The sequence below is a fragment of the Acinetobacter sp. SFB genome, from assembly GCF_001647545.1.
GTDB lineage: Bacteria > Pseudomonadota > Gammaproteobacteria > Pseudomonadales > Moraxellaceae > Acinetobacter.
Window position 1 is genome coordinate 29484 of record NZ_LSZH01000001.1, and the last position, 19816, is coordinate 49299.

Sequence of the window (19816 nt, forward strand, 5' to 3'; positions counted from 1 at the left end):
TGAATTAACCCACCACCTGAATGGTACTTGCACCGGCACCCAAAGGCTTGACCTGAATCTGTACCGGAATACGTTCGTGCATTTCTTGAATATGCGAGATCAGCACTACTTTTCGCCCTTGGCTTTGCAACTGATCCAAGGCATTCATCACCATATATAAAGAAGATGCATCTAAAGTCCCAAAACCTTCATCAATAAACAGCGATTCAATTTTCATCGAACCGGAAGCCATATTGGCAATTGCCAAAGATAAAGCCAGAGCAGTCAGGAAGGATTCACCGCCAGAGAGGGAAGAAACTGAACGGGTTTCTCCATCCATATCGTGATCGACAATCGCGAGGCTTAACGAGTGATCTAAACGCTTGAGGGTATAACGCTGCGATAACATGGCAAGTTGCTGATTGGCATGTTCCACCAGAATGTCGAGATTGTATTGCTGTGCATAATCACGGAAATCTTTGCCTTTGGAATCACCAATCAAGCCTGAAATTTTGCCCCAGCGATGTTCCTGTTGTTGAATGCTTTGAATCTGATCGGCATATTTTTGCAGTTTGTGCACATTTTGCTGATGCACTTCGAGCTTTAAATTTAACTGGTCATAAGCATCACGCTGATTTTTTAATAAGCCAAGATGTTGCTCCAAGCGCTGTTGTAATGCTACGAAATCACAGTCAGGCTGTAATTTTAAATGTTCATTCAATTGTCCATGCATGGTTTTTAAAGCAGAGGATGATTCATTGAGCATCCGTTCGGCTTGCTGGAGTTGCTGACGAATCTGATGTTCTTGAGTGCTATCAATTAGGAGTAACTGGCTTAACTGATCCGCTTCAAAATCAGGATGCAGCGTCAACCATTGCTGAATTTCAGTATCCGATTTTTCTTTGGCCTCTATATGCTGTTGTTGCTGGACTTTAAGCTGGTTTAACTGATTTTTCTGCGTTTCAAAATTTTGACGTAATTGTTCAAACTGTTGTTTCAATTGAGTATAAGTGGTTTGCTGCTGCTGACGTTTTTGATCATGGGCTTTGAGCCAATCATTCGGCTTATCTTGCTGTGTGCCAGTCATCTCAAAAATAAGCGAACAGGCAATTTTACTGTTCTGCCGGCCTTTGTCCGAGAGTTCATTGACGGCTTGTTGCGTCTCCTCAAGCTGCTTTAACAGATAGCCAAGATCGGACTGTACTTTTTGCAGTCCCTGTTGTTGTGCGCTTAGATCTGTATCGAGCCGTTGCAAGTGCTGCAGTTGTTTAAAGCGTTGCTGCAAATCCTGTTGAATTTGCTGCGCCGTATGAACGGTGTTCTGTTGCCAGGCTTGTTGTTGGGCTGCATTTAGGCAAGAGAAAACATCATTCACTTGAGTTTGCAAAGTCTGAGCAGATTCAAGTAAATGCTGTTGTTCCTGAATCTGATGAGATAATGACTGCTGATCTTTAGCGGCTTGAAGCAAATTTGAAATCTGCTGTTCAGCCTGCTCTAAACTCAGTTTGAGCTGTGTTTGGGCCGTCAAAAATTCTTCATTTAAACATTGCTGCGGCTGCTCCATATCAAGCTGTAATGCAGCAACTTTAAACAGTGACTCTAATGCATCTTTTGTCGCTTTAAGTTTTATTGTTAATTGGAGAATCGTCGTTTCAGTTTGGGTATATTCAGTTTGTAATTGAGTCAAATGCAGTTGCTGATCTTGCCATATTTTAAATGTCGACTGCTCAAGTTCAATCGCTTGATGCTCTTGTTGCTGTTGTAAATTAAACAGGGTTTTAGAAATAACGCTTTGATCTGCTTTATAAGGATGATGGGTACTGCCACAGACCAGACACGCTTCACCTGATTGCAAGCTGTCACGCAGCTGTTCAATATTTTCAGTATGCAATAAGCGTTGCTGTTGCAAAAATTGTTGCAGTTTTTCACGCTCTAATTTAGCCGCTTGATAATCTTGTTCTGCCTGTTGAACCTGATGTTGCAGTTGTTGCAAGTTGATGGTTGACGTATCTAATTGTGATTGAGCAGTTGTTTTTTCATAATTATCTGTAAACCACTGCGCAAGTCGTTGCTCGATCAAACTGAACTGATTCAGTTGTGCCTGTTGCTGTTCACGTTGCTGACGGATTGCTGCTAACTGTTGTTCTAATGCCGCAATATTTCCAAACTGTGAAATATGCTGTTCAAACTTTTGTTTTTGCAATACAAAATTCTGTTGAGCCGTCGCAAGATTGCCTAAACTATTTTCAATATTTTGATAGTGTTGAATAAAGCGTTGTAATTGTCCGAGATGAACATCTAAACCTTGGTCTAGAGTTAAAAATTGTTGGCTCTGTTGCAGTTGTTGCGTAATAGTAGCTTGGTTGTGTTCAAGCTGTTGAGCCAGTTGCAAGCTTGCGTTGAGTTGTTGTTCTAAAGGCAGCTTTTGAAGTTTAAGTTCATCCAGTTTGGTATTGGCTTTACGAAAGTCTTGCGCAATAAATTCCCGTTCCAGAATGCACTGACGAACCTGTTGTAAGGCATGGTCGTGTTGTTGTTCAAATTGCTGGGTGATTTTTAGGTCAGTTTCAGCCTCTAGATAAATCTTTTTTTCGGCTTCAAATTGTGCCTCAAGAACTGAAAACTGCTGTTCAGAGTGTAAGATTTTCGGGGCAAGTTGTTGCTGTGCTTGAATGCTGTGTTGTTGCTGAAAGACCACAGGGCGGATACTGGAAAATACCTCTAAGCGTTGTAGCTGTTCACGTTCTTTTGACAGCTGTTGATGACTCAGCTGCTGTGCATCAAAATGCTGCTGTTTAAGGATGATGTCTTGTTGCAGTTTATGTTTATGTTCAAACCATTGCTGTTGGAGTTCAAGACGGGTTTTTTCTTGCTCAAGTTGAGTCAGCTGTTGTTGGGTTTGATGATGTTGCTGTTTTAACTCAGCCAGATCTTGCTCCGAAATAATCTCAATATGACCCAAAACTTCTTCGATTTTTTTACGTTCTTTTTCAATATCTGCCGTTTTACGAAATGCAATCTCTCCAATTTTGGCAAAAATATTGGAGTTGGTTAAATATTCAAGTAAAGCACCACGTTCATTATCCCGAGCTTTTAAAAATGCAGTGACTTCAGATTGAGCCAGTAAAACTGCACGGGTAAATTGCTCAAAACTGAGTTGGGTGATTTTGAGAATACTGGCATCGACTGCTTTGGCTTTATCTGCAATCACCACACCATCAGTTAAACATTTTAAATGGCGTTGTACACTCTGTAATTTACCTGTGGCACTTTCCCGCGCACGTTTAATTTCCCAACGCGCCAGATAATGTTTCTGATCCTGTGCCACAAAGACCAGTTCGGCAAAACCATGTCCGGTACCACGGCGCAGCACGGTTAAAGGGGAGTTGGTCAGTAATTCTGAACCATCCACATCGACCAGTTTGCCATCACTGCCTTTAAGACGCGGCACCTGGTTAAACAGTGCCAGACACATGGCATCTAAAATCGTGGATTTGCCTGCACCGGTTTTGCCAATAATCGCAATTAAGCCGGCACTGGCCAAAGGTTCACTTTCAAAATCAATAAAGTGTTCGCCAGCAAGAGATGCCAGATTTTTTATACGTATAGATAAAATTTTCATGGCACATCCTTAAATCGTGTTTTTATTTTCAAGTGAATGATGCGCTTCCTGAACCAGCGTTTGAAAATCTTTTAACACGGCATCATCCTGCACATAACCTTTATTCTGCCAAATTTGTTCAAACAGTTTTTCTGGCGTTGGCGGTTCGAGCTGAATTTTTGTAGCATTATTTTGTATTTCAAGATTTTTATACTGACGTGAAATTTTCACCAGTCGATAACGGTCTTTTGGCAAGGCATCTTCAAACTGTTGTCTTAAATTGGGCAGTGGAGGTGTGTCGGTATGATATTCAATATCGATATATTCACGTTGGTCAATATTGGTAATCTCGCCACTGGCCAGCACTTTAAGCTGTGCAAACACCTCAGTCAGTTCACCTCGAATCCGGTGCAATTGAATACTGCGAGGAATAGGCAGGGCTTCAAATTGAAAAGCAGTTTCAGCCGCTTTTGAAGGTTCGATTTTGACTTCAACCACTTGATGTTTGTAGTTAATTTCACTGAAGGAAAGTGGAATCGGGGAGCCGCTATAGCGAATATGCGGATGCTGAACTTTTTGTGGTTTATGCAAATGTCCAAGCGCTACATAATCAATCACATCATCAAATAACGCTGTTGAAAGCGCTTCTTCATTGCCAATAATAATCGGGCGTTCCGAGTCGGAAGTTTCGCCACCTTGCATATGCGCATGCGACATTAAAATTAGCGCTTGGTCATCGGTCTTGCGTTTTTTGGCTTCGCTAATCAGTTGCTGGTGCAAATAGGCAATCGCCGTTTGACTATTGCTGGTGTGCTCATTGAAACCGGTAATTTCAGCAGCACGTAAAAAGGGCAGAGTTAAACACCACGCCACAATATTTTTATCTACGTCATAAATTGGCAGTAATAAACGATCGAGATCTAAAGTTTTGTCATCCTTCCAGCGCACCACGCCCACCGTTCTGGCATTGTATTTTTCCAGTAAAGGTTCGACCTGTTCAATGCGGTAACCTGAATCATGATTACCTGCAATCATCAGGGTTTGCATATGCGGGGCAAGTGCATGAGCATCTGCTAAAAACTGGTAAAGCTGTTTCTGGGCACTTGATGCAGGATTGATGACATCAAAAATATCGCCTGCAATCAGTAATGCATTGGGTTGTTTTTGTTTAACTTGTTCGAGCAACCAGCTTAGAAACTGTTCATGTTCATATTGGCGTGAATGGTTGTAAAAAAATTGTCCCAAATGCCAATCTGATGTATGAAAAAAATGAACAGCCATGAACGCCCCAAATCACAAAATTATGATAAGGCTATAAATTACCATAAATCATGGGGGGTGCTCTGCAATTCATAGCAGCTAAAATCGCTATAGTCATGTTAATTGATTAAAATTTCAGGCTTTTTTTATTTGGTATTTTTATCTGCATTAACCAGAGCAAAGGTGTCTTGATATGATTTGATTTAAGCCGAGAAAATATCCCTGCCATTAACATTCTGGGATAGTCAATTTGGGAAAAGCCATTTAAATATCCGAGCTAAGAATCTTGTCCGAAACTGCATCAAAGTTTTTGACTATGACAGACCGGTAAAAGCCGATGTCTGCGGCTGAATGTGAAAGCTGGATTTTAAAATAGAGCATGTTATGAATGATCTAGTTCAGAATATTGTTTGAAATATTGCACAAAAATCGAGCTGATATCTTCGTGACATGAATGCTTGTTGATTGCTTTAAAAATTAATCAAATTGTCGGAATAATGTGTTTCTTCCTTGGGAAATATTGTATAAGAATTAAGCAGATTAAGCTTTGGAAAATAATAAGTCTGCAAAAAAGTATTTATATTTTGGGGGCCTACTAGAGTAGGTGTTGAATAGAGAGCAAATTGAAATTCACTTCGATCGCCCGTTTATATGGCCTCATTGAATTGCGCTTGCATCCAGATTAGAGCACAACTATGCCGAATAATTCGTTTGATGAGCATCAATTATCGAATGACATGTTTTATAAAACATTATTAGAGTCAACTTTAGCTATACCCTGGAGTATAGACTGGGCAACAAAACAGTTTAGTTATATTGGCCCGCAAATTGAAAAGTTACTGGGCTGGAAACAGGATTCCTGGAAGTCGGTGCAGGATTGGGCAGACCGTATGCATCGGGATGATCGTGATCATGTACTAAATTTTTGCGTATCACAATCTATTGCAGGTATAGATCATGAGGCGGATTATCGAGCATTGAAAGCTACGGGTGGATATTGCTGGATTCGGGATGTGGTGCATGTGATACGCAAGCAAAATGGTGAAGTTGAAAGTTTAGTCGGCTTTATGTTTGATATTTCTGACCGTAAGAAAAAGGAAGAAGAACTAACCGCCTTACATCGCAAGCTGGAAGAATTTTCCTATAAGGATGGTTTAACCGAAATTGCAAACCGCCGTCTATTTGATGATTTTTATTCGCGTGAATGGTACAACGCAATCCGTGAGCAAAAGCCGCTCTCAGTGATTATGATCGATATTGACTTTTTCAAGCAATACAATGACTTTAATGGACACATTATTGGCGATGCCTGTATTAAGCAGATTGCGCAGATGTTGGAAAGTTGCTGTGTACGTCCACGTGATTTGGTGGCGCGTTATGGTGGAGAAGAATTTGCGATTGTATTGCCAGAAACCCCTTTAGAGGATGCAATGCAAGTTGCGACAAAGATACTTCACATGATTGATCAGGCAAATCTGCCGCATCGGGCATCACCCATTTCGGAAAATGTCAGCTTAAGTCTTGGAGTGAAATGTATTATTCCCACAGACAAGAATGACAAAATACACTTCTTGAATCTGGTGGATCAAAATTTATTCAAAGCCAAACAGAGCGGACGGAAACGCTTCATTGCCGATGAAGTGTCAAATTCTATTTTAAGTTCAGCAGATAATTGAAATGCAGATAAATACGAAACTCCCTTCTATTGAAGGGAGTTTTTTTAATCAATCTTTAAAATGCACCGGAATCCACTGATAACTCTTGCCGTCTTTAGAGTAAATATGTCCAATGCCCGGGAATGGTAAATGGGGTGCAGCGATAGTCTGTCCATTTTTAGCTAAACGTGAAAACTGTGCCAAACGTGTTTGCACAGCTTTTTTCGGGTCAGTATCAAAATCAATCGCAGTTTCAGGATGATCAAACTGAATGCTATGTGAATGCACAATATCACCGATAAATACGATTTCTTCATTACCAGACTTGAATGCAAAACTAAAATGTCCCGGTGTATGACCTGTTGTACTGATCACGTCAAAACCTTTAATTTTTTCGCCTAACTTAAAGGTCTTAAAGTGTTTTGTGTCTTGGTAGGGCTGAATAGCTTGCTGAATTTTCTCTACAGTTTGTTTGAATCGGGCTTGTTTATCTTGTGGTAACTTCGATACCTGTTTGGGATTTAGCCAATAGTTTGCTTCTGTATCAGCGACATAGACCGTGGCATTTGGAAAGCTAGCGCTACCTTTATCACTGATGCCACAGACATGATCCGGATGTAAATGAGTCAGTAAAACAGTGTCTACCTGTTCAGGCTGATAGCCGGCAGCTTTCAGATTCTTTACCACTGAACCAAAATCTGGCCCGTTACAGCTGGATGAGCCACTATCCACCAAAACCAGAGATGACCCTGTATTGACCAGAAAAGCATTGACCGAGGTTTGCACGCCTTTAGCCTGGTCGGCATAATATTTCTTTAGAGTTTTCGTTACTTCTGTTGCTGGAATGCCTTTAAACATCGATGGATTAAGGTAGTTTGTACCATCAAGAAGGGCGGTGATTTGTACATTGCCCAATTGATGCTGATAAAAGCCAGCGACCTGTTTTTGTTGGGCTATGGTTTGGGGGGCTGCTGCTTGTACGTTGCTGATATTTGCAGTGATAAGGCTAAGGGCAATGAAGAATGGTTTTAGGTTTTTCATAGGAATCTTATTAAGTTTAAAGTGATAACTATTTTTAACATATTGTGCAATTTTTATCATTGAGGTCTAATGAAATGATTAAATCATATTCAGAATTGCTCATAGAGAGAAGCTGTATTGAACTACATTTCAGAGCCAAACAAGCATATCGAAGACTATTTAGCCTACTACTTTGATGGTAAAAAAGATTTTCAATACGCTGTTCTTTTGAACGGGGCATGGGGGAGTGGTAAAACTTGGTTTATTAAAAAATATATAGAAAAGCAAGAAAGTAAAGATAAGAAAGTTGCTTATATTAGCCTAAATGGACTGTCCAAAACATCAGATATTGATGATGAAATTTTTAGATGTATCCATCCTAAGCTAGCAAGTAAAGGCGCAAAACTTTTAGGAAAGGTCGCTAAAGGTGCTCTTAAGGCAGCATTTCGATTTGATTGGGATGGTGATTCTAAACCTGATGGACAATTAAATGCTTCTATACCAAATATTGAGCTACCTGATTTTTTGAAAATAACGAGTAAGTTCATTCTTGTCTTTGATGATTTAGAGCGTTGTGAATTAAAAAAAGAAGAAGTTTTAGGTTATATAAATTATTTTGTAGAACAAGAAAAGATTAAGACTTTAATTATCTCTAACGAATATGAGATTAAAGAAAATGAAGAATATTCAAAGAAAAAGGAAAAACTTATAGGCGCAACGTTTAGCTATACAGAAGATCAGGATTTAGCAATTCAATGTATTCTTAATGAAATCGACGATCCAGAGTTACGAGAGAAAATTTTTTCGTTTAAGCTAATGATTATAGCTACATTTAATCAAGTCGGTTATCAAAATTTAAGGTCGTTAAAACAGACAATTTTTGCTTTTGAAAGGTTTTATTGTAAAGATTTTTTTGAAAGAGATGGAGTTTTTGATAATGAAATTTTTGAAAAAATTTTAAAATCATTTTTGATTTTATCTTTGGAAAGTAAAAAGGGACGTTTTGATGGAGAAGTTTTAAACTTTAAAAAAAATAAACAATTAACAAATAAATCTGAAGTTAATAGTGCTGATTCAATTTTAAACATTTGTCGTGGAATTGATAGTAAAGATTCAGAAGAATTTATGAATAAATACTCTTGTTCACTGAATGATTTTATTTTATCAGTTGATCGATGGAATGAAATCTTAAATCAAAACATTATCGACAAAGTTAAAATAAATTCAGAATTATATGAGAAATATTTTCGCCTACGAGAAGAAAGACCTATTTGGTTCAGGCTTATGAAATTCTTTGATTTGGAAGAAAGTGAGTTTGAGGAATTGGTTAAGTCAGTAAAAGAAAGCATTGAAAAATATCAACTACAAAATACTACTGATGTTTTACATAGCGTAAGTATGTTGATTTACTTTAGAGAGCATTCATTGATACATTTTGAAATAGATCCATTACTTCCTCATGCTGTACAACAGTTAAAGTCATTATTTAATGTCAATGAACGAATAAAGAAAATTAACGATTTTGGTTTTAGAGAGCATGCTGGGCAATTTGGTTTTTATGCTACAGGGATTAAACAGTTCGAGAGGTTTATGAACGTTGTCATCCAATCTTATGAGGATAAATATCAGGAAAAAAATAAAGAAAGAGCAATGGCTTTATTTGAATTAATGAAAGACGATGGTTATCTTTTTTATCATAGGATAAATTTAACAAATAGCACTGAAAATTATTACTATGACCTCCCTATCTTAAAAGAGATAGATGCACAAAATTTTGCTGTTTGTTTATGTGAAATACCATATGAAAATACAAAGAGAGTACTTTCTGCACTTAATAATAGATATACTTCTCAGAGTATTGCCAAAATGTATCTAGACGAACAGAAATGGTTTGATGAGTTAATTGGACATATCGAACATCAAATACTTCCATCTGCTAGTAAATTATTAAAAGCTAAGATTAATTTGAATATATTGCCCTCTTTATTAGAAACAAAACAAAAGGCATATAAGGGTTAAAATTACAACTCTCCCTAACCCTCTCCTAAAAGGAGAGGGAATGTCTCAATATATTTTTAGTAATAGATAGTCCTTCTCCCTTTGGGAGAAGGTTGGGATGAGGGAATAAAAAGCAGCAATAAAAAAGCCCCTACATCAGTAGAGGCTTTTCTTATCTTAGGCTTTAAATCTTAAGACACTTTATCACCCGGTTTAGCACCAGATTCAGGTGAAATCACCCAAACGCCTTCGCCATTACCCGCTGCTAATACCATACCGTTTGAAATACCAAAACGCATTTTACGTGGTGCAAGGTTTGCCACCATCACCACCAGTTTGCCTTTAAGGTCTTCTGGTTGGTAGAACTCACGGATACCACTAAATACATTACGTGGCTCAGCTTCACCGACATTTAACGTCAATTGAAGCAGTTTGTCCGAACCTTCCACAGTGGCAGCTTCTAATACTTCCGCTACACGTAAGTCTACTTTTACAAAGTCATCAATCGTGATGATTTCAGCTTCGCCAACTTTCTGTTCAACTTTTGCAGGAGCAGTTTTCTTCTCTTTTTTCTTTTCAACTTTTGGTGCTTCGGCAGGGGCAGCTAAAGAATCCTTAGATGCATCGACCATTGCTGCAACAGCTTTCGGGTCAACACGTTGCATTAAAGGTTGGAACAAGGCAATTTCATGACTAACCAAGATGTCTTTACGAGATTCGAAGTTGAAGCTTTCAAGTTGCAAGAAGTCTTGAACTTGCTGAGCCAAATTCGGCAACACAGGTGCAAGGTAAACTGCCAATTGACGGAACAAGTTGATCCCGACAGAACATACATCATGCACTTGTTGTTCCTGACCTTCCTGCTTCGCAAGCGCCCAAGGTTTTTTCTCGTCAATGTACTGGTTAGCTTTATCTGCAAGTGCCATGATTTCACGAATCGCAGCAGAGAATTCACGTGCTTCATATTGAGCAGCAATTGACGCGCCTGCATCAATAAAGCTTTGTACTAATTCAGGCTCAGCACATTGATTTGATAATTTATTGTCAAACTTGGTGTTGATGAATTTTGCACAACGGCTGGCAATATTGACCACTTTACCGACCAAGTCAGAATTCACTTTTTGCACGAAGTCATCAAGGTTCAAGTCGGAATCTTCAACTTTATCTGAAAGTTTAGAGGCAAAGTAATAACGTAAATATTCAGGGTTTAAATGCTCTAAATAGGTTTCCGCTTTAATAAACGTACCACGAGATTTCGACATTTTCTGACCATTTACAGTCAGGAAACCGTTCACAAACAAGCCAGATGGCGTACGGTAGTTCGCACCTTCAAGCATCGCAGGCCAGAACAGCGCGTGGAAATAAACAATGTCTTTACCAATAAAGTGATAGACCTCATTTTCAGAGTCTTTTTTCCAGTAATCATTGAAGTTCAATTCAGGACGTTTGGTTTTGATGTAGTTCTCAAAACTCGACATATAACCAATTGGCGCATCGACCCAAACGTAGAAGTATTTGTTGGGCGCATCTGGAATTTCAAAACCGAAATACGGTGCATCACGAGAGATATCCCAGTCATTTAAACCTGCTTCAAACCATTCATCCAACTTGTTGGCAATAGAAACGGGTAGGCGACCTTGATCACGGGTCCATTTTTGCAGGTATTCAGCAAAGTTTGGCAGTTTAAAGAAGTAATGATCTGATGATTTCTCAACAGGTGCAGCACCACTTAACGTTGATTTTGCATCCAGCAATTCTGTTGCATTATAGGTTGCGCCGCAAACTTCACATGAGTCGCCGTATTGATCTTCCGCTTTACATTTCGGGCAGGTACCTTTAATAAAACGATCTGACAGGAACATGCCTTTTTCAGGGTCGAATAACTGTTTGACTGGACGAACTACGATATTGCCTGCTTCACGGTTTTTAAGATAAATCTCGGACGAGCGATTTTTATTTTCTTCGCTGTTGGTCGAGTCGTAGTGATCGAAATGAACACCGAACCCATCAAAGTCACGGATATGCTCTTTTTGCACATTGGCAATTTGCGCTTCTGGCGAAATACCGTTCGCTTCAGCACGAAGCATGATGGCTGTACCGTGAGCATCATCCGCGCAGACATAAGTCACGTCATGGCCCATTGCACGCATGGCACGAACCCAAATATCTGCTTGGATATAACCGAGTAAGTGACCCATATGGATTGGACCATTGGCGTATGGAAGGGCGTTAGTGACTAGGATATTACGCACGGATATGACTCTCTCATTCGTCTATTATGCAAGGTGAACGATTTTACCTTAGTTGCATGCCAGATGCACAAGGGATTAGCTGAATTCTTTTCAAAAGTAGATTTTTATATATTCGCCCATCAAGAACAGCGATAATAGCCTGCTATATAGATGTGAATGAGTAGCAAACCCATGATTGATGATGATTTTGATTTAGATGATTTCGAACGAGCAGTGACCCGAATTCCACAAAATCAGAATGCTCAAAACAAACTCGGGAAAGGTATTTTGCAAAATGCCGAGCAATATCTTCAGGCAATGTCTGCGGGTGAACATACACATTTAATGCAAACATTACGTCAGCATGCTCAAGTTGAAGCTTATTTTGATGTACTTGCCGATGATCTGGATCAGCCAGTCGACGCAAAATTTGCCAATGATGCCTTAAACCTGATTCATATCTGGAGCTTGGTCAATCAACATGAAAATGATGTGGCAAGCTTCAATCTTTTAGAGGTAATCAATACCGATTATTTTCAGGCAGAACTGCTTCAAGCCTTTGATGCTTTAGAGATTGATGCGGAAAATAAAGCACAGCGCCGTCTGGTGATTGAAGAAGCGTTTAAACTATATGAAATGCAGTGTTTTGCAGGCTGTATCCCGCTTTTGTATGCGCAACTGGAAGGTCTATTGACCGATGTCCTGATTGAACGTGGTTTCTTAAAACAGAACCAGACCAAATTTGTCGATGTTTATAAAATTGTTCCGGGTTTAAAAGGGCATGAAATAAAGAGCTTGTGGCATAAAGCGAAAATTGCCTGTGAAATGAATGTTTATTTTGCAGAATTGGCAGCCTATAAAATGGATAGCAGTTCTACCGTGACCATGACCCGCCATAATATTTTGCATGGCACCGATGTCAGTCATTTTAATAAAGAACGCAGTTTTATATTGTTTATTTGGCTGTTTTCAGTCGTGAGTTTTATGAGCACACTTAGAAAGTAATAAAATAAGCATCATTAAATTAAATTCTGTTGATTTGAAATTTACTTTAGTGAAGCTCTGAAATGATCCTGGAAAATATACCATCCAAATACAGGTGGTGTATTTATCTAAAGCTAAGCTTTGTTAAAGTAACGCTTAATCCATTCTATTTTTTAGTATAAAAGGCATGAAAAGAACAATAAATATTGAATGAATGATGAAGCGGATCTTTATTTATTGAACGAGCAGTGGGATCTATAAACAGGGCGGATAAATTCAAATTTTTCTTCGAATGAATGAAATAGAGAGCGTAATTAGCTTGGCAGTTTTGAATCGCTGCAAGATAGTAACTTAAAAATAAAAGCATGAATTGAGTAGAGGAATTGCTCTGGTGCGTTTGAAAATAACCACACCAGAATAGATCGAACTTATTATAATAAATTGAAAAGAGTATGATCTTAAGCTTGAGATGGGGGAGTTGCACTCAAGCTTAGATTATACAGTACAGCCTTTTACGCTGGGAAAGTTTGGATTGAATCTTATAGTTCACGCCAGACTTTATTTTCATCATTTAAAGAAACGGTAAAATTAAAGTTTGAATCATCAGATACAAGCAGACCGGTAGGTGTGTGCATGACGACTTTTAAGATAGTGCCTTGCTCAAAAACCAAAGGATTGCAATTTTCTTTTTTTAAAATGACTGGTTTTAATAATTCGATGACTGAATTGTCCATTTTACTTCCCTGATCGTTTTCAATAACCTAATAAAATACTAGCATAATTTGATAGATATTTAACCAATTTTATCAGCATTGAGAATTAAATCAAAAAAATCAGATGGAATTTTTATGTGATATACACAATAAATAGAAAGTTGCTGATGTGTTGAATTTTATAATTTGATTGTGTCATTTTTTATAACTTATTTTCTTTCAAATAAAGGAAAATCCATTCGCTCATTGGCTGATTTTTTAATATTGTTTTAATTTATGAGTACTAGCCTATTGAGTCATAGGATTCATGGTTTTGGTATGTTCTCATCTGCTTTAGGGTTTCAAGAGAGATGAGAGCACATTGCTTGACTGTGGTTTAAGCATGTCTGTGATGCACATCTCTAAAAATTTTATCCTGAGAAAATAAAGCTTATCTTCTTTGAGCTTTGTATCTATGATGAGTAGAAATGATGAAAACCTTATCGTTAGCTTAATTTAAAACTACACATCGTTTATTGGAATATCGGGTAGTTGAACATGATTCACGCGAAAAAACATTTCACAAACAGTGAAGAAGTTGCTACAAAGATGAAAATACTAGAATAATGGCGGATCCATCCATGGGGCTAAAAATCGGTTTGGTTTGAGTGGATGGCTTAAGTTGTACATTAAAAAATAAAAGGAATATCCATACGCAATGTTTAAATCTTTTTTTCCGAACCCGAAGTGGTTCTTTTTGTCGTTGGTGCTTTGGTTTCTAATCAATGTGGCTTTGTGGTATTCAGGTGGAAGTGGTTGGGGAACATTTTTAGGTTTTGCACAAGGTTATCATGAGGCTGAATTGCCTATTGGCGTGAGTCGTTTCTGGACACCTTCATTTTTATGGTTTTATCTGTGGTTCCTGGTTTCGACAGTTATTTTTGCCCTGTTCTGGCGGTTTAAATCCAGCAATCCTTGGCAAGGATGGTCAGTCTGGGGTTCTGCCTTTATTTTGTTTAATATCTGGTTTTCAGTACAGGTCAATGTCGTGGTGAATGCCTGGTACAGCCCATTTTACGACTTGATTCAGAAAATGCTCGGTAGTGGCGGGGGAGATGTCAATTTACTTTACAGTGAAACCATGACCTTCTTATATGTTGCCATGGTTTACGTCACCATTGCAGTATTTAACCTGTTCTTTGTCAGTCATTACATTTTTCGCTGGCGTACTGCAATGAATGACTATTACACAGCTCATTGGGAACAGCTACGTCATATTGAAGGGGCTTCACAGCGTATTCAGGAAGATACCATGCGCTTTGCCAAAACTACGGAAAGTCTGGGGGTGAGTTTCATTCAAGCCTTGATGACTTTAATGGCATTTTTACCTGTGTTATTGCAGTTGTCATCGCATGTGAAGCAATTGCCAGTGATTGGCGAAATTCCGTATGCACTGGTCTGGGCAGCCATTAGCTGGGCAGTCTTTGGTACTGTGGTGCTGATGGTGGTGGGTTATAAATTGCCGGGTTTGGAATTTAACAATCAGAAGGTGGAAGCTGCATACCGTAAAGAACTGGTCTATGGTGAAGATTATGCTGATCGTGCCGATCCGCTGACCTTAAAAGAATTATTTAGCAGGGTTCGTTTTAACTATTTCCGTTTATATTTCCACTATGCCTATTTTAATATGGTACGGATCTGGTATATGCAACTGGATAATCTGTACGGTTTATTTGTGTTATTCCCGAGTATTGCCGCAGGGACGATTACCTTAGGTTTAATGATGCAGATTGCCAATGTATTCGGCAAGGTACGTGAATCATTCCAGTATTTGATTGAGTCATGGCCAACCATTATTGAACTGCTATCAATCTATAAACGTCTAAGAGCATTCGAGGCGACATTGCATAAGTAAGCATAAGTAATTTGAGTTGAAATAAGAGCCCGCATGACGCGGGCTTTTTGCTTTTTGATTTTTTAAATCGGCTCCGTAGATTAGGCAGATGAGTTCGCTTGGTTAGCTGCTTGAAAGGGAGAAATAAAAGCATTTTGAAATAATTAAGCAATACGGGAAGTCTTCATTAGGATGTTGTTAGAACCCATTTTAATTGGTGAGTAACAGATGTATATTGATAAAAAAGGCTGGGATAAGAAAAGATGAAAGTTTTCTACAGTTTGATGTCTCTCATTTGTTTAACTGCGCTGAGTCCCTTCACGGTGGCCCAAGAAATTCAAGGCCGGTCTTTTTCTTATCTGGATTGGGAAGTGCATTGTAGCAATACCGGCACATGTCGAGCGGCCGGTTATCAACCTGATAGTGCGCAGACAATGCTGGCCTCGATATTGTTGACGCGTCAAGCGGGTGCAAAACATGCAGTTCAAGGGAAGTTTGCCTTATCCAGTGATGGTCAAAATTTAGAGCGCAAAAAAATAAACAATATTCACCTTTATTTAAATGGCAAAGATTTTGGTGCAGTCCAATTAAATTTCTCAGATCAACCTTTAATGGGAACGCTGAATGCCCAGCAAATCAATGGACTATTACAGTACGCCCAGAAAAACCTAAAAATCGTGTTTAAAAATAACCATTACAGCTGGCAGGTTTCAGATGCGGGCATGACTGCAACTTTATTGAAAATGGATGATTTCCAGAAGCATACGGGTACAGTCGGCGCATTGGTAAAAAAAGGATCGGCAAATGAATCAAAAGTTCTAGCTGCACAACCCAAACCGTTGGTTAAAAAGGTTAACACAGCGGCAAAACCCTATTTAACCCTGCAGCCGAATACCGAACAGTACCAAGCCGTACATACACTTCTTATGGCTGCCCAACCAGCGCTTCAAGATGCGCATATATTCTGTGAGGGTATTGATGAAGAAACGGTTGCAAAACCCCAAGTCATAGACCTTTATAAACTCACCGATCATAAAGTTCTGGCAACAACACTCTGCTGGCGTGGTGCCTATAATGAAGGCTATGGTGCCTGGGTGCTGGATGAATCTTTAAAAGGCAAGGCGACCTTTGTGACTGAATTTGCCTCAGACTTTGCAGCAGGTGAAATCCGCAGTGCGCAAAAAGGTCGTGGTCTTGGAGATTGCTGGGCAATGAGCCAATGGATCTGGAACGGTCAAGCTTTTGTCAAAACGCTGGATCGCACGACAGGCATGTGTAAAGGCTTTCCAAGTGGAATTTGGGATTTAGAGTTGATTGAAGCTGTGGTAAAGTGATTCATATAGTAAATAGAAAGAATATATTCAGTTGAAGCACCGGTTGCTGATGAGGCGATTATTGAAAAGTAATCAGTTAGATATAGGTTGAAGAAAATAAAAAAATTGTTGTGATAAAAAAGATAAAACTTCATCAGTGAGGAATTAAAATTGTCAAAAAGCTACGATGGTCAATTTCTCTAAACCCATTATAAATTTTAAAAATGCGATTTAATTGTTGTGCAGTTCAAATTTTAAGCGAGAAGCATTTATGACTTGGCAGTTTTTAGTCAGTTTTGAACAAGAAATTCAAAAAACAATTCAGTAAAATCAATAATTAAATCAAAGTTATGAGTTTGTTATTTTGGGGCTTTTAATATATTTTCATTGATACGGCATAATTGAGAATTGATACGTGAATTTTAGAACATTAATCTTGATGGGGGGAGCGGGCATCGCTTTACATGGCTGTACAAGTCTGAACAGTTTTAGCTCGAATTCAGCTGAGAATTTTGCTTCCCCACAGGAAATGATTGTTCAAAAAAATATGAATGCTGCCAACGGTCGGGCGAAAGAATATGTCTATTATTGGGGAGCAAAGCAAAGTAATAAAGAAGTACAATCGTTATATCCAAGAAAACATTTAAATAGTTATTGTTCTACCAAGGGCGGAAAATTCTCTCTTTTATATAAAAGTTCAATGAACTTGGTAAAAAATCAATGGGATAAAAAACAGTTATCCAGCTATAGCAGTGTCAAGCAAGGCATAGGTGCCTATAAGTGTATGCAAAGTGATGGACAAAGCTGGATTGTATCTATTGAACCTGTGACTGAACGCAAGTTGGATGATGGTAGTGAAGCCCGTATGGTCGCGCTGCAGACTAAAATAATGACGGCTTTAGATGCTCAAAGGTTTTATTCTAGTGCCAATTCTTCAAATAATTCTGCCGTAAAAAAAACCACTGTAAATAATCAAGCTGCTAAAAACACAACGAGTAAAGCGGTGACTCAGAAAGAAGTTGAGCTTAAAAAAGAAGTGGAAACTAAAAAGGAAACCAAATCTACACCTGAATTGCCAGTAAAACAGTCGATACAAGTTGCGGAAACACCACAACAGCAGCAACTAAAATATTATGTTGCAGCACGTCGGGACTTAAATAAAGGTACCAATCAGGTTACTGCCTGTAATAATGCGCAACGTGCTTATAGCTACGGCAAGTTACAGGGAACGGAAGGAACTAAAGTTTATACGGAATCCGGAATGCTGGTCGCACGCTGCTTAACCAGTGTGCCAAGTTATAGCAGTCGTTTTTCTAATTCTAATGGCCAGGCTGTCAAAATTTTGCAGAATTTGGCTAATAATTATAATCATGCTGGTGCGAAGAATATGTTGAGGCAGGTCAAGTAATTTGATGTCACTAAATTGGAGTTTTAAAAGACTCTTCCTAAGTTGGATGATGCCAAGGATGGGATAGAGGTAGATTTCTAAACCATCGCCCAGATAAATTCCATTTTATTGAATTTAATATTTTACGTGAATAGAACCCATCATTTTTAGGCTTTAATTTAATTTTCAGTGAGTCCAGTTTACAGAGTCATAACAGGTAAAACCCTCAGCCTTATGATACAAAGAGAATAATTTTTCACTGGAGTTCGCCTGATGTCTCACAAAGTTCTAAGCTCTGCTCGTCATAGCATGTCACGTATAGGTTTCTCCGCTTTGATGGCAGTTGCATTGTTGGGTTCCGCACAGTTGGCGACAGCAGGTCCAACGGTCGATCAATTAAGTAATTGTCTGGTGAAATCGACTACTGCAACTGATAAAAAGACAGTATTGCAATGGACCTTTGTGGCGTTGTCTACACATCCTGACTTGAAAGCCTATAGCAATGTGACTGATGTTCAGAAAGAGCAACTGGATAAAAGTCTAGCGACCGTTTTACAGCGTATCTTGGTGGAGCAATGCTCGAGTCAGACCAAAGCTGTGATCGCTGCTGAAGGAGTGCAAGCGGTAGGGGATAGTTTTCAGGAGCTTGGAAAAATTACGGGTGAGGAAATTTTGGAAAACCCTGAAGTGAAAAGTCAGCTTAAAGGTGTGCTGCGTTATGTCGACTTGAATAAGTTGGTGATGACATTTTTGACGCCTGATATATGGAATAAGTTGGGGACAATTAGAAAGTAATTCTATTAAAAACACCTCTCCCTAACCCTCTCCTAAAAGGAGAGGAAACTTTCAATATTAATTTTAAAACAGCATTTGATTTGTAATGAAAGCTCCTTCTCCCACTGGGAGAAGGCGGGGGATGAGGGAAAGATTTAAAAAAGAGAAAATTAAACCAAATCCAGATAGAACTTTTCAAATTCTTCATTCACCGCTTCGCCTCGCAGCAAATAGCCTTTCGGTTGAATATAACTATAAATTTCCCGTGCAGGCTGTTCGTGCCAACCAATATTAAAAGCGCATAGTTTTGGGAAAAATTGCAGGTGGCTATAATTTAAATTGTTATGAATCCAATACGCCAGTTGTTGCCAATTCGCCGGATCTTTCTCATATAGTTCTAAAAATGATGGAATAACAATACACGCTGTTGCACCATAGCCTTTGGTATCAGGATAATAATGTGACTCGCGTAGTTTTTCTCGTTACTGGCACAGTTATGTCCCTTTTCATTGCCGAGTTGATTCACGTTTGATGAACGATAAGCAGATCTAATGGCAATGCCTCCAAACTTGTCTTGCAATGGTTCAAGTAGTTGTTGGCAGAGTTCTGTACCTGTGCGAATCGCAATATCAGGATGATCGGGAAAGTTGGGTACACCGTACCAATTGGCAATTTCGCTATAGAGGAAGTCGCGCATAAAAAAGGACTTGGAAAGCTGAATGCGTCCTAAGTCTTCGAGTTTTACGATAGAGGATATTTTTTTGATGGTCATATTGTTTTTGGTGTGAAGTATTTGAGTTGATTGTATGTTTAAAATGATGAAATTCAAATAATAATCCTCTCCCTAGCTCTCTCCTTTAAAAAAGGAGAGAGCACCACGCGTATCCAATGGATTACGTGACGAGTCCCCCCCTTTGGAAAAGGGGAATTTAGGGGATTCAAAAGTCGCGCATAAAGAAAGACTTTGACAGTTGAATACGTCCTAGGTCTTCAAGTTTAGCGATTGAAGATAATTTTTTGGTGGTCAG

The 19816-nt window shown here is 38.9% G+C and carries 13 protein-coding genes; 7 read left to right on the forward strand and 6 right to left on the reverse strand.

Features of this window, described 5'->3' with window-relative positions:
• Window positions 1-4 precede the first annotated feature (4 nt).
• Together AY606_RS00155 and AY606_RS00160 are read right to left on the reverse strand one after the other, a co-directional pair.
• A complete protein-coding gene (locus AY606_RS00155; RefSeq protein ID WP_067862986.1) occupies window positions 5-3601 on the reverse strand; it encodes an AAA family ATPase in 3597 nt (1198 codons plus the stop codon).
• A gap of 9 nt (window positions 3602-3610) precedes the next feature.
• A complete protein-coding gene (locus AY606_RS00160; protein WP_067862989.1) occupies window positions 3611-4861 on the reverse strand; it encodes an exonuclease SbcCD subunit D C-terminal domain-containing protein in 1251 nt (416 codons plus the stop codon).
• Window positions 4862-5535: 674 nt separating this feature from the next.
• Here AY606_RS00160 and AY606_RS00165 point away from each other — a divergent pair.
• Window positions 5536-6516, forward strand: coding sequence for a diguanylate cyclase (locus AY606_RS00165; protein ID WP_067862992.1), 981 nt, complete (start codon window positions 5536-5538; stop codon window positions 6514-6516).
• A 48-nt stretch (window positions 6517-6564) separates the two neighbouring features.
• Here AY606_RS00165 and AY606_RS00170 read toward each other — a convergent pair whose 3' ends face one another.
• On the reverse strand, window positions 6565-7536 hold the full coding sequence (locus AY606_RS00170; RefSeq protein WP_067864447.1) for an MBL fold metallo-hydrolase: 972 nt from the start codon (window positions 7534-7536) through the stop codon (window positions 6565-6567).
• Between the two features lie 117 nt (window positions 7537-7653).
• Between AY606_RS00170 and AY606_RS00175 the strand changes: the two genes are divergently transcribed.
• Window positions 7654-9534, forward strand: a complete 1881-nt coding sequence (locus AY606_RS00175; RefSeq protein WP_067862995.1) for a P-loop NTPase fold protein — start codon at window positions 7654-7656, stop codon at window positions 9532-9534.
• A 170-nt stretch (window positions 9535-9704) separates the two neighbouring features.
• On the opposite strand, the gene metG is transcribed toward AY606_RS00175, so the two are convergent.
• On the reverse strand, window positions 9705-11765 hold the full coding sequence (gene metG, locus AY606_RS00180; RefSeq protein ID WP_067862998.1) for a methionine--tRNA ligase: 2061 nt from the start codon (window positions 11763-11765) through the stop codon (window positions 9705-9707).
• 171 nt (window positions 11766-11936) lie between these two features.
• Here metG and AY606_RS00185 point away from each other — a divergent pair, with 171 nt between their 5' ends.
• Window positions 11937-12749 (forward strand): hypothetical protein, encoded by an 813-nt coding sequence (locus tag AY606_RS00185; RefSeq protein WP_067863001.1) that lies wholly within the window; start codon window positions 11937-11939, stop codon window positions 12747-12749.
• Window positions 12750-13267: 518 nt separating this feature from the next.
• Here the strand turns inward: AY606_RS00185 and AY606_RS00190 are convergent.
• Window positions 13268-13462, reverse strand: coding sequence for a hypothetical protein (locus AY606_RS00190; RefSeq protein WP_067863005.1), 195 nt, complete (start codon window positions 13460-13462; stop codon window positions 13268-13270).
• A gap of 676 nt (window positions 13463-14138) precedes the next feature.
• Between AY606_RS00190 and sbmA the strand changes: the two genes are divergently transcribed.
• The 4 genes from sbmA to AY606_RS00210 all read left to right on the forward strand — a co-directional run bounded on the left by sbmA (window position 14139) and on the right by AY606_RS00210 (window position 18809).
• A complete protein-coding gene (sbmA, locus tag AY606_RS00195) occupies window positions 14139-15335 on the forward strand; it encodes a peptide antibiotic transporter SbmA (RefSeq protein ID WP_067863008.1) in 1197 nt (398 codons plus the stop codon).
• 242 nt (window positions 15336-15577) lie between these two features.
• Window positions 15578-16648, forward strand: a complete 1071-nt coding sequence (locus AY606_RS00200) for a DUF1176 domain-containing protein (RefSeq protein ID WP_067863011.1) — start codon at window positions 15578-15580, stop codon at window positions 16646-16648.
• 394 nt (window positions 16649-17042) lie between these two features.
• Window positions 17043-18035 (forward strand): hypothetical protein, encoded by a 993-nt coding sequence (locus AY606_RS00205; RefSeq protein ID WP_171255331.1) that lies wholly within the window; start codon window positions 17043-17045, stop codon window positions 18033-18035.
• Between the two features lie 252 nt (window positions 18036-18287).
• The gene (locus tag AY606_RS00210; protein WP_067863016.1) at window positions 18288-18809 is read left to right on the forward strand and encodes a hypothetical protein; all 522 of its coding nucleotides are present in this window, start codon (window positions 18288-18290) and stop codon (window positions 18807-18809) included.
• A gap of 376 nt (window positions 18810-19185) precedes the next feature.
• Here the strand turns inward: AY606_RS00210 and AY606_RS16435 are convergent, their stop codons facing one another.
• On the reverse strand, window positions 19186-19485 hold the full coding sequence (locus tag AY606_RS16435) for a hypothetical protein (RefSeq protein ID WP_249409191.1): 300 nt from the start codon (window positions 19483-19485) through the stop codon (window positions 19186-19188).
• Window positions 19486-19816: the final 331 nt, after the last annotated feature.